We start from the raw sequence: 11,852 nt of genomic DNA on the forward strand, positions 1-11,852 counted from the left end.
GTTGAGTCGACTGCTCACTAAACTTATGGGCAATCTGCTGAGCTAGTTTTGTTAACTCTTCCTCATGCTCATCGGCATGGGCCTTAAGCTGATTAGCCTGGTGCATTAGCTGGCGCCAGTCTTGCTGGTCATCAAAGGGTAAGCCAGCAAACTCCTGACTATGAATGAACTGTCCTAATCGGTCAAGCTGGGCAGTTATTGTAGGCCGGTGATCAACCTTGCCATCCAAAGTCCGCTTAGCATTATTAATCGTTTGGATTGCCAAGCCTGCCATGATTTCTGGATACATCTTAGGATCAGACTGGTCATTTAAGACGCTTTGGCCCATTGCAATTGCCTGGTCATAGATATTCCGGCTATGTTTACTGGCGTTTTGGTATCGATAAGACTGGTGAACCGTCTTACTCTCGGTGACCAGCTTCCCTAACTTTGCAAAATCTGTTTTAGCGCTCATTTATTTTCACCTAATTTCCGTTTTTACTACTACACGTTTAGTATAGCAGTTATTAGTTATAAAAATAAAAAAGATTCCGACAAATTGCCGAAATCTTTATAAAATTATTTATTTTACCAGCTAGCCTTGCGAACGCCAGGAATCTCACCTTTGTGTGCCAGATTCCGAAAATTAATCCGTGACATTCCAAACTTGCGCATATAAGCATGCGGTCGTCCATCATAACGGTCACGGTTATGCAGGCGTACCGGACTAGAATTGCGGGGCAGCTTAGACAGGGCAATGTAATCACCCTTGACCTTTAATGCTCTCCGTTTAGCAGCATATTTTTTTACCAGTGCTTCTTGATGATGTAACTTAGCAATCTTAGACTTTTTTGCCATGTATAACTATTTCTCCTTTTGTCTATAATTTGATCGTCAACTACAACAACATAATCAACATTTGCACTCATCAATTCATTTACATTATTGCAGTTTTCCTAACTTTTAACAAGTAAAAGGCTTAGTGATTTAGCCTCTCTTTAAAGGACTGGTATTGCTTGCTATAGCCATATTGGTGGTCCTGGGCAGCTAATAGGTCATCATCATGGGTATAAGCATTTCCGGTAGCCATCATCTTCTGGTAAAGCTTCCAATATGGCAATTCACTCGTGGCCGCTTGCTTTTCTTGGCCCCGATCATAGGCAACATGGCGAAAATCAGTTGAAGCTAAGCCTAGGTCATCAATTTCCAAAATCAGATAATGAGCACGTAAGTCTTTGTGCAGGCCTGGCCAATGATTGAAAGGCTCACCGACCGCACCTGGATTGAGGACTAAGCGTTCATCGGTTGAATAACGTAGAAGATCATGGTGAACGTGAGCATAAATGGCCACGTCAATGGGTGCCTGACCGTTTTTCACCTGGAAAAGCTGGTCAAAGTTGGCCGAATCATTGGTTGGAAACAGGGCATGCCCCATATTGAGATTTGGTAAGTTATGGGAGATGCCAAAGTTTAGTCCACCGACCTGACGGGTTACCCGTAGCGGCCAACTGGCCAATTCATCAATCAGTCCTGGTTCGGCATGGTCAGCAACATACTGGGCAAGGCGGCCAAAGTAGGTGTGCGAAGGCTTGGCCGTATCCATCTTACCCTGGGCACCGACCACTACCAAGTCATCCCAGTTTCCCCGGACTTTGATTGTCGGGGCCATCTTCTGCAACAGATACCAAATGCCATTGACACTCGGACCCGGCATTAAGAGATCACCAATGAACCAATACTCATCTACCCCCTGGTCCAAACTATCCTGATACATTGCCCGCATGGCGCTTAAATTACCATGAACATCTGAAAAAACCGCAATTTTCTTTTTCAACGTCATTCCCCCTTCTTATCACTTCTTTATCATAGCAAATTTTATCGCCCTTGCCACCTAAATCGTCCTTGACGGTAAGCGTTTGCCCAGTGCTAGACTAGACAACAGTTTCATTAATGCGAAAGGACCTTACCATGACGACAACAAATTCAGTCAATATTTCACTACACACCCGACGAATCATTACCATCATCCTGCTGGTGGCGGCTTTTGTCAGCCTAGCCAGCCAGACGATGATGGTCACCGCCCTGCCAGTTATCTCTAACGACCTACACGTTTCATTGAATACTACGCAGTGGCTAACCACCGGCTATACTCTAATTATCGGGATCGTCACGCCTTTGTCGTCTAATATGTACGACAAGTTCACTAACCGCCATGTCTTTCTTGGCACAATTGGTACTTTCATCGTTGGAACCCTGCTCGGCTGTTTTGCGACTAACTTTGCGACCCTGCTGCTTGCCCGACTGATCCAGGCCTGCGCGGGAGGAATGTTGATGTCGTTTCAGATGACCACGATGATTTCGATCTACCCAATTGAGAAACGGGGATCGATCCTAGGGCTTTCCAGCCTGGTCATTTCGGCCGGCCCAGCGCTAGGTCCAACCCTTGCCGGTTTCATTCTCCAGGTCCTTCCTTGGCGGTGGCTTTTTATCCTGGTTCTTCCATTAATGGTAGTTATCTTCATCATTGGGTACTTTAAGTTAGCCAACTTTTCAAAGCCACGCAATATCAAGATCGACTATCTCTCCGTCATCATTTCTTTAATTGGTTCAGCCCTCACCCTGGGATGCCTAACCGTCTTCCAAGAGAACCTCTGGGCTGGCTTAGCCATGTTAGTCAGTGGACTAGCAATTATCGCCATTTTTGTTAAGCGGCAGCTCCACCTAAAGAATCCAATGCTTAAGGTCCAAATATTTAAGTACTCATCCTTTCGCTTGATGACCCTGGTCGGTATTTTTGCGTTCATGCTCTTATTAGGGACTGAACAGCTCCTGCCGATCTTTACAGAAAATGTTCTCCACACCGGTTCCTTCATCTCTGGACTAATTCTTTTACCAGGAGCGCTCTGTAATGCCGTTACTGCTTCAGTCGTCGGCCGACTCTATGACCAGTATGGACCAAAATGGCTGATCATCGCCGGTGGCATCATGATGTTAGTAGCTTCTATTCCTCTAGTCACCATTTCAAAAGGTTCATCCCTGCCGGTTTTGACGATTGCCTATGCTATCCGGATGATTGGCAACGCCTTCGTCTTCAGTCCAGCTTTGTCCGAAGCCTTTCGCCAGTTATCCCCGGCAGAGAACAGTCACGGAACTGCCCTGAACAACACCCTTCGCCAGGTTTTCGGTGCTGTTTCGGTCACGATGGTAGTGGTCATTTCTGGAATTCCGGCATCGTTAACTAACGGGATCCAGATCGCCATGTGGGTAACCGTATTGCTCGTTTTATTAATGTTGGTCACTTTCTTCCATTACTTAGCGCTTAGCAAGCAAAACCGTTAACTTTTCTTACCAATAACGATATAGTTAGTAACGTTATTCCTATTATAAGGAGGCTTTTCTTAATGGATTCAGCAGTTGCTGCCGACAAATTTCCGCACGGCTGGCACCGCACTTTTTATACTCTCTGGCTAGGTGCCTTTATCACCGGGATGGGCTATTCAATGACAATGCCTTTTATCTCGCTTTTCATCAATGAGCTCGGCCACTATAGCCACTTTCAACTAAACTTCTATTCTGGATTGGCTTTTGCCGTCACCTTCATCAGTCAGGCAATCGTTTCCCCGTTCTGGGGCAGTCTCGCCGATCGAAAGGGACGAAAACTGATGTGCATGCGAGCCTCGGGAGTAATGGCCTGCACGATCTTCATCACCGGTTTCTCCCAAGACGTGTGGATGATCATCGGGATGCGCTTCCTTCAAGGAGTCTTTTCTGGTTACATCAATAACGCCATTGCGATGATTGCTGGTGAAACACCACATAGTCGTTCCGGCTGGGTCATGGCTGCCATGTCCACGGCTGGAGTGGCCGGCAACCTGGTTGGGCCGCTGCTCGGGGGTGCCTTATCCGGGGCATTTGGTTACCGGATTCCTTTCTTCATCACTGGTGGTTTAATGTTCATTGTCTTCCTCTCAACCTGGTTACTGACAGTCGAGCACTTTAAGCCAATTCAAAAAGCTGCTATGAAGCCTCTCGGGAAAATCATTCACGAATTAACCAATCCAAGATTAATTTTCGTAATGTTCTTGACTACCATGATCGTCACCGCCTCCACGATGTCAATCAGTCCGATCATCAGTCTCTACGTTCGGTCATTGATGCATAACCATGGTAATGTCGCTTTTGTTGCCGGGGTAGTTGCCGCTGCACCAGGCCTGGGAACCCTAATTGCTGCTTCCAAGGTTGGTCACAAGATGGACCAGATTGGTCCGGAACGAATTCTCCGGATCGGACTGACAGTGGCTGTTGTCCTCTTTGTCCCAATGACCTTTACCCATTCACCCTGGTCACTGGCTTTCTGGCGGTTCTTGTTGGGCCTAGCCAATGCCGCCTTGATGCCAGCCGCCCAAACGGTGTTAACGCTCGATGTACCAACCGAAGCTTTCGGACGAATTTTCAGCCTGAATCAGTCTTTCCAAGCCGGTGGAGCCGTTCTAGGGTCTTTGCTAGGTTCGACAATTTCGGGACTATCTTCTTATCAGATGGTCTTCGCCGTGACCGGATTAACCTTGCTGGTCAATCTGATCCTGGTTTGGTCGGTAAGAATCAAGAAGCGGGCTTAGTATAAACATATCGTTGCTTTGCCCGCTCATATTCATCTTAATGATAGGGCTAATCTTAATCTCTCATAACCACGTTATTTTAGATTTTGTCGATCAAGAACGCCCCTAATCAAAATGCTTGAAAACGTCTAATAGTATTGTATAATTATCAATTGCTGACAGAGGAACTCTCGTACTTCATCATAATTAAAGATTCTTCTATGTTAGCAAGAAAGTCACGTGTATTGGTAGCAGGATACACGTGACTTTTTCTTATGATTTTAAACCTCATCAAGCAGCTTATATCAAATATTGGACATAAGCTGCTTGTTTCTTGGATATTCAATTTTTTCTAGAAACTATTTATCTGATAACTTTTTCAGTTTAGTTCTGCAATAATAGCACCTTAAATGACCAAATTTTCGAATAAATCGTTTAGCACGAAAAGGGCTGAATTCATAATGTTCATGACAATTTGGACATATAAAATATTCCTTTTTGGTTAATAGTTTTAATATCCCCATTGTTTTTCAGAACTCCCCCAGTAAATAGACTAAAGGCTATCATACAACATTTAAGCACAAAATGATATTCATCCACTGAAATTTATGTTTGTTAGCTGAAAAACATATTTCTTAGTGCTCCCCAAAGGTGAAAATACTATAGGGTTAAATATAGGTTGGGGGGCATTGACTAAAGAGCACAAAAAATTATATAAAGCCGGCAAAAATTGGCTAACGGCAACGATTACGATTGCCGCCGTTACATTGATGAGTGGCCTAACTGCAAATAGCATTCATGCTGATTCAACGTCAACCACAACACCCGTAGTTAACGTCGAAACAACTCAGCAGTCACAACAAAATATCAAACAGCAAGAAGCTGCAACTAGTTTAAATCAACAAAGCCAGAGCTTACAACAGCAAGCTTCACAACAAGGTCAAGCACAGCAGGCAAATACAACAACCAAAATGCAACAAACTAACAACTCATTAACCGTTTCACAGCCAAAGGCTAACGCCGGCAATCAATGGGTTCGTTATGCCCAAGGTTGGTCACAGACCGATAACCAAGGTAACTGGATTTATAACCAATGGCAAAACATTAACAATAACTGGTATTACTTCAATAACGCCGGTTACGCACAAACTGGCTGGTTTAAGTCTGGTGCCGGTAACTGGTTCTACTTTGACAACAATAATGCATGGGCACTAACTGGCTAGCAAAAGATCAACAGTAATTGGTATTTCGATTAGAATAACGCTTGGATGCTAACTAGTTGGCATAGTATTAATGGTAAGAATTATTACCTTGACCCATCAGGAGCCTGGAAGCCTGGTAACAATTCTGGTAACGAAGCTGGAACATGGATAAATTAATTTACTGAAGATTTAATTATCCCAATGAAAACTTAAACTAAAAGTCTTATGGACGGTTATCTATACCCAATATTCATGACATTTGCGAATTATGTTTATTTGCGAATTATGTTTAGCATCAATTATCTTTCAGTAAAATTTGGAAAAATATGAGTAAAAGTTGAATTGATGTACTACAAACAACAAGTAGTCAGTAGATGAAAATTTCCTTAATATTATTATGTATTTTTGCCCTTCTTACTGGTTGTTTTATCCTTGACCAGTTAATTTTATAATATTCTCATGCAATTTTAATAAATATCGTTGCATTTCTCATAATCAGGTGCTAACCTACTGATAATCAATTCAAACAAAACAAAGACGTTGATCGAGAATGGATGGTTTACCCCGTTGCAGAGAGTCGGTGGTTGGTGAGAACCGGTAGACGAGTATCCTTTTCCTAATCACTCGTGAGTCGTATGTCGAACGTAATTTCTAGTAGAATGTACTGGTAGCACCCATTATCGTGCCGGCTAATTGCCACAAGCAGTGACTGTTGGTTAAGGCGACATTCTTGATGTCGTGAAGAAAGGTGGTACCACACAACAAGCGTCCTTTTCAATTCCCAAAATGGGAGTTGGTGAGGGCGCTTTTTTATTTCATTAAAGGTGGTGATGAATATGTCAGACAGCAATATTACAGGCATTAGTAAAATTAGAGAAAGATTAAAGAAAGCAAATGACAAATGCTTGGTCGTAGTTAACGATTAACGGGAGAATTCCCCACTAAGAGGTAACGGCGGCTGAGCATCCAGAGGAGGAAATACTTATGACAGAGCAAAACGTTACCTTAAATTCAAAGCAAGAAGCATTCGCCCAGGCACTATATAAAGCTTACCAAAGCAAGCAGCCATTGACGATGACCGATTGGGACGGGGTCGTCACCGATGACGATACCGCCTACGCAGTTCAGGACCGCTTCGCAGAATTGAAGAAATTGCCGACCAGTGGCTACAAAGTTTCCTTGACCAGTAAGCAGACTCAAGATATGTTTGATTCCGACAGCCCTCTTTATGGTCAGCAGGTTGACTCTCATTTTCTACCGTCACCAGCCCTGCTCTCACTGAAAGAACAAACAATGGCGCCACTTTTGGAAGTCGAACTGGGTTTCCGGGCTAAGGAAGATCTCAAACCAGATGACAGTTTTGAAGATTTACTGCACAAGACAACTGTTTGTGGCACCTTGGAACTACCCGATAGCCGCTTTGCCGACTGGTTCCCTGATTTGAGTAAGTACAATGTCATGAGCGACTGCGCAGTCGGCGGCTACGTTGTCTACGGGACGGAACGACCAGCAGATGTGGCCTTTGCTAATGTAGCGGAGGCAGCGACGGTCAATGTAACTCTTTACCACGATGGTAAAAAAGAAAAAAGCGGTAAGTCGAGTGAGGTCCTAGGCAACCCGTTCAAGTCACTGGCCTGGCTAGTCAGTAAACTCGCCGATCAAGGCAAGGTCTTCCGTACCGGTCAGCTGATTTCGTCCGGCACCTTCCTTCTCCCACCGCACCTGACTAAGGGCAAGTGGGAAGCTCAATTTGACCATGGCTTCGGCAAAGTTACGGTCAACGTCACGGATTAACTAAATTAAGAGAACAGAGAATTAAGAGAGGAAGGATTGCTTATGACTAGAAAAGTAGCAGTTGTTGGAATGGGCCACGTTGGCGCCACGGTCGCACACTATCTCGTTGCCGCCGGATTTACCGATGATTTAGCACTGTATGATACGAATGAAAGCAAGGTTCGTGCCGACGCCCTCGACCTCCGTGACGCGATGGCCAACCTGCCCTACCATACAAACCTAACTGTTAACGATTATTCTCAGCTTGCTGACTGTGAGGTGGTTGTCTCTACTTTGGGAAAGTCGAAACTGGTTGATACACCTGATCACGACCGCTTTGCTGAATTCAAGTTCACCCGTACTCAGGTACCATTGGTAGCCAAACAACTGGTTGATAATGGTTTCCATGGCAAATTAGTCGATGTCACCAATCCATGTGACGTCATCACCTCGATGTATCAAAAGCTAACCGGTCTGCCAAAGAACCATGTGTTGGGGACGGGAACCTTGCTAGACTCCGCCCGAATGCGAGCCTGTGTTGGAGAAGCCCTGCATGTTGATTCTCGATCCGTGGAAGGTTTCAACCTCGGTGAGCATGGCAATTCTCAATTCACGGCCTGGTCAACAGTTCGAGTGCTAGGTAAGCCAGTTCTTGATTTAGTTCATGAACGTAATCTTGATTTGGCCGGGATGGAAGAACGGGCACGTCAGGGTGGTTACCTAGTTTATAAGGGCAAAAAATATACTAACTACGGGGTTGCCACCGCGGCAGTCCGATTAACGAATGCACTTCTGAACGACTCGCGGACCGTGATGCCGGTTTCCAACTACCGGCAGGAATACGGAACCTACTTATCATACCCAGCGGTTGTTGTCATGATGGGGTTGTTGAACAGTTGCACCTCGACCTGACACCAGCTGAAAAGAAAAAATTAGAAACCTCCGCTAACTACATCAAGAGTCGTTTTAAGGCCGAAGAAAAACGAGCAGCCCAGCTAAAGGCATAATTAATTAAAAAAATCTCCCCTTTATATTGAAAACTAAGGATAGTTCCTTCAGGCAGGCCGTCCTTAGAAAATATGCAAGACGCCCTGCAGAATCATTTCAAGATTTTGCAAGGCGTCTTTTATTGATTAAAGTTAGTAATAGTCAGCAATAAATAGGTGTTCAACAAAACTTCCTTCCATAGAAAATTATACGGAATTTTTGATTGAACTAGTAAATGCTATCTTTAATAGGCATTTGTTTTTACACAAATACCATAAACTAATTAATCTAAAAAATTCTAACTATATCGATGGTTTCTTAACAAATTCAACGGGTAATATTGTGAGGTCGCTTTGGGTAGTCTTACCTTTAATCTGATTAAGCAATTTTCGAGCGGCGATTCTTCCCATTAATTCTACATCCTGTTTTAAGAGATAAATGCCATTTTGAACGTATTTTGACCAATCCCAATCGTCAAAGCTAATTAGGCCAACATCTTCAGGAAAATGAATGTTAAATTGACGAAAAATATCTAATATTTTAAATAAGACCGGACCCATCAAGGAAATAACAGCGGTTTTGCCACGCAATCTGTGAATTGCCTTGATTAATTCTCGTTGAAGCCATTTGTCGCTCTCGCCCTTTGTTTCAATATTGTAGTACAGCAAGTCAAAGTCTTCTGCTGCCATTTTCAAACCAGCTATTCGCGGAATTTGACCCGATGCTTCAGCAAAGTGTGCGGAAACGGTTAGAATATTTTGATAACCCTTTTGTTTTAAAATACGGCCAAGGTGATAACAAGCGTCTTGGTTAGCACTGGTTACTTTCCCGATATCTTGCGGTTGGTCTTTAACCTCTCGATCAATTAATACCAAAGGAACATCCCGCTGCCGACAAGCTGCAAAGGAAGAATAGTTAATAGAATCTGGTTGAATTAAGATTCCATCCGCTTGTAGTTCAAACAATCGTTGTAAAGAACGTTGCTCAACATCCAGCAAATTATTAGTATTCATCATTACAATATCATAACCAGCTGGTTTTAAAACATCATCAATTCCCTTTGCTAGCAAGCAAGAGAATGTATTAGCAACATCCCCAACTAAGAGTCCCACTACATGACTGCTACTCTGCCTTAATTGGCGAGCAGATGCAGTTGGCACATAATTAAGCTCTTTGATAGTTCGGGCAACTTTTTGCCTTGTTTTCTCACTCATCTTTGAGTACTTACCATTCAAATATCGTGAAATGGTGGTTTGGGAAACACCAGCTGCCTTGGCAACTTGCGAAATCTTAGTCGCTCTCAATGAACCTTCCACTCCTCTAAATTAAGATAACTTTTCTATTATAACAGTTATCTTAACAAGTAGCCGCCATCAACAGGAATTGTGGTTCCAGTAATGTAATTAGAGGCTGCACTAGCCAAGAAAACTACTACCCCCATTAATTCAGCAGGATCAGCCCAATGACCGGCAGGAATGTGGTTTAAGATTTCTTTACTTCGGGCAGGATCTTCTTGAAGTGCTTTAATCATCGGCGTATTAATATATCCTGGTGCAATTGCATTAACCTGAATATTTTCTGGAGCGAGAGCATCTGCATAGGCTTTTGTTAACCCCACAACGCCATGCTTGCTAGCAGTGTATGGAAAAATAAATTTACCAGCACGGTATGACTGCATAGAACCAATATTAATAATTTTCCCAGAATGTTGCTTAGCCATCTCTTTAGCCACAGCATGTGATAAATAATATACCGCATTCAAGTTGAGGTTAATGACCTTGTGCCAATCCTCATCTTTAAAGTCTTGCCACTTGTTACGCAATTGCATACCAGCATTATTGACTAAAATATCAATTCTGCCAAAGTTGTTTAAGGCTTCTTGCACAATTTTCTGTGGAGCATCATTTGCGGTGACATCTTGTTTTAAAAAGTAAATGTTACCCGGTTTCTGATCAGCAAATGCCTGCATCTTGTCCCAATTTTTATCACTTAAGCTAACAACTTGAACGTTAGCACCAACTGTCAGCATTGCCTTAGTATAATACTCGCCTAAGCCAGCAGCCCCACCAGTAATAATGGCATTTTCCCCCTTCAAAGAAAAACTATTCAGATCAAACATGGAAATTCCTCCTCACAAACCATAAATGAAAATTAGATATTAAATGAATAATGAAATTGCATAGACGCTTCCTAATCCAGCCAGTGCTAGAACAGAAGTTAAAGTCGTCCAAGAAAGTAACGTTTCCTTTAATGAAAGGCCAAAGTATTCTTTGATCATCCAGAAACCAGCATCATTAACATGGTCAGCGAACACTGAACCCGCACCAATTGCCAATACAATTAAGGCTGGGTTAACAGTAGAACTAGCAACCAATGGCGCAATCAATCCCGCCGCTGTAATTCCTGAAACTGTTGAAGATCCCAAGCTGACACGTAGTACAGCGGTAATTAACCAAGCAGCAATGATTGGTGACATTGATGTATGGGCAAATAATGCCGAAACATAATCTGAAATACCACCTTCAATCAATACTTCCTTTAGAGCACCACCACCACCAATAATTAGTAGCATCATGGCAATTTGCTTAATCGATTCCGTCAATGTATTACCAATTTCTGACATTTTAATACCACGCAAAATGCCCATTGTAAATAATGCAAAGAGCAGCGACAGAAGCATCGCCATGTCAGGGCTACCAATAAAGCCAATGATTTGGCCAATAATTGAATGCTTGTTCAAAAATGGATCTAAGATAGTTGCTATCCCAATTAAGATAACTGGCATCATTGAAGTTAAAATACTGATACTAAATCCAGGTGTCTCTTCAATTTCAAATGTCTTAAATTCACCAAAGACATTTGGTGTCTCTTTATGATAGGCACTTGGATAAACCTTCTTGAGTACCATATTAAAAATTGGACCAGCGATAATAATCGTTGGTATCGCAGCGATAATACCTAGCAACAATACTTGACCAATGCTTGCATTAAACACACCTGCAACAGCTGTTGGCGCTGGATGTGGTGGTAAAAATGCATGGCAAAATTACCAGAGCCACGGCCAAACTCCCCAGTCCCAGTAAACAGCTTAATCCATTTATGCAATGTACTAGCTCCGATATGCCCAAGTTGTAGAAACTGAACGTCGTCTGTGAAAGACAATGTAGAAGGCCAAAATTGTATTGGCGATAAGAATTATTCGTATTATATCTCGAAGCCAGACCACAAAATCCCTCCTAACTTAGTTTAATTGTTTCGGTTGTTGTTCCCAAAGAGCAGTAATAAATGAAATAATTGCAGAAAGGATGAAAGA

10 protein-coding genes and 2 pseudogenes are annotated in these 11,852 nt (G+C 42.9%); 6 read left to right on the forward strand and 6 right to left on the reverse strand.

Features of this window, described 5'->3' with window-relative positions; all coding sequences use genetic code 11:
- The 3 genes from ACEYV4_RS06740 to ACEYV4_RS06750 form a co-directional block, all read right to left on the reverse strand.
- Positions 1-454: FIVAR domain-containing protein (locus ACEYV4_RS06740; protein WP_373842576.1), on the reverse strand; the 454-nt coding region annotated here is incomplete at its 3' end.
- Positions 455-567: 113 nt separating this feature from the next.
- On the reverse strand, positions 568-837 hold the full coding sequence (rpsN, locus tag ACEYV4_RS06745; RefSeq protein ID WP_373842577.1) for a 30S ribosomal protein S14: 270 nt from the start codon (positions 835-837) through the stop codon (positions 568-570).
- Between the two features lie 121 nt (positions 838-958).
- Entirely contained in the window at positions 959-1,813 is an 855-nt protein-coding gene (locus ACEYV4_RS06750; protein ID WP_373842578.1) for a metallophosphoesterase, read from the reverse strand.
- 134 nt (positions 1,814-1,947) lie between these two features.
- Here ACEYV4_RS06750 and ACEYV4_RS06755 point away from each other — a divergent pair, with 134 nt between their 5' ends.
- The 6 genes and pseudogenes from ACEYV4_RS06755 (at position 1,948) to ACEYV4_RS06780 (ending at position 8,559) form a co-directional block, all read left to right on the forward strand.
- A complete protein-coding gene (locus ACEYV4_RS06755) occupies positions 1,948-3,318 on the forward strand; it encodes a DHA2 family efflux MFS transporter permease subunit (protein WP_373842579.1) in 1,371 nt (456 codons plus the stop codon).
- 62 nt (positions 3,319-3,380) lie between these two features.
- Complete coding sequence (locus tag ACEYV4_RS06760; RefSeq protein WP_373842580.1) at positions 3,381-4,598, forward strand: MFS transporter; 1,218 nt, start codon at positions 3,381-3,383, stop codon at positions 4,596-4,598.
- Between the two features lie 668 nt (positions 4,599-5,266).
- Positions 5,267-5,800, forward strand: a complete 534-nt coding sequence (locus ACEYV4_RS06765; RefSeq protein WP_373842581.1) for a KxYKxGKxW signal peptide domain-containing protein — start codon at positions 5,267-5,269, stop codon at positions 5,798-5,800.
- A gap of 45 nt (positions 5,801-5,845) precedes the next feature.
- Positions 5,846-5,956 carry a hypothetical protein gene (locus tag ACEYV4_RS06770; protein WP_373842582.1) on the forward strand — a complete coding sequence of 37 codons (111 nt, stop codon included), beginning with the start codon at positions 5,846-5,848 and terminating at the stop codon, positions 5,954-5,956.
- An 807-nt stretch (positions 5,957-6,763) separates the two neighbouring features.
- Positions 6,764-7,573, forward strand: coding sequence for a 2-keto-4-pentenoate hydratase (locus tag ACEYV4_RS06775; RefSeq protein ID WP_373842583.1), 810 nt, complete (start codon positions 6,764-6,766; stop codon positions 7,571-7,573).
- Positions 7,574-7,615: 42 nt separating this feature from the next.
- Positions 7,616-8,559, forward strand: a pseudogene (locus ACEYV4_RS06780) (L-lactate dehydrogenase).
- Between the two features lie 282 nt (positions 8,560-8,841).
- On the opposite strand, the gene ACEYV4_RS06785 reads toward ACEYV4_RS06780, so the two are convergent.
- The 3 genes and pseudogenes from ACEYV4_RS06785 to ACEYV4_RS06795 form a co-directional block, all read right to left on the reverse strand.
- A complete protein-coding gene (locus tag ACEYV4_RS06785; protein ID WP_373842584.1) occupies positions 8,842-9,843 on the reverse strand; it encodes a LacI family DNA-binding transcriptional regulator in 1,002 nt (333 codons plus the stop codon).
- A gap of 47 nt (positions 9,844-9,890) precedes the next feature.
- Positions 9,891-10,658 (reverse strand): SDR family oxidoreductase, encoded by a 768-nt coding sequence (locus tag ACEYV4_RS06790; RefSeq protein ID WP_373842585.1) that lies wholly within the window; start codon positions 10,656-10,658, stop codon positions 9,891-9,893.
- Between the two features lie 39 nt (positions 10,659-10,697).
- Positions 10,698-11,579 (reverse strand): annotated as a pseudogene (locus ACEYV4_RS06795) (gluconate:H+ symporter); the annotation flags it as partial.
- Between the last annotated feature and the right edge of the window lie 273 nt (positions 11,580-11,852).

The organism is Limosilactobacillus sp. (assembly GCF_041859915.1).
GTDB lineage: Bacteria > Bacillota > Bacilli > Lactobacillales > Lactobacillaceae > Limosilactobacillus.

What these genes read in the sequence shown, in the direction of transcription:
- ACEYV4_RS06790 (WP_373842585.1), bottom strand. Translation starts at nt 10,658, where the DNA reads ATGTTTGATCTGAATAGTTTTTCTTTGAAGGGGGAAAATGCCATTATT.
- ACEYV4_RS06775 (WP_373842583.1), top strand. Translation starts at nt 6,764, where the DNA reads ATGACAGAGCAAAACGTTACCTTAAATTCAAAGCAAGAAGCATTCGCC.
- ACEYV4_RS06760 (WP_373842580.1), top strand. Translation starts at nt 3,381, where the DNA reads ATGGATTCAGCAGTTGCTGCCGACAAATTTCCGCACGGCTGGCACCGC.
- rpsN (WP_373842577.1), bottom strand. Translation starts at nt 837, where the DNA reads ATGGCAAAAAAGTCTAAGATTGCTAAGTTACATCATCAAGAAGCACTG.
- ACEYV4_RS06755 (WP_373842579.1), top strand. Translation starts at nt 1,948, where the DNA reads ATGACGACAACAAATTCAGTCAATATTTCACTACACACCCGACGAATC.
- ACEYV4_RS06770 (WP_373842582.1), top strand. Translation starts at nt 5,846, where the DNA reads ATGCTAACTAGTTGGCATAGTATTAATGGTAAGAATTATTACCTTGAC.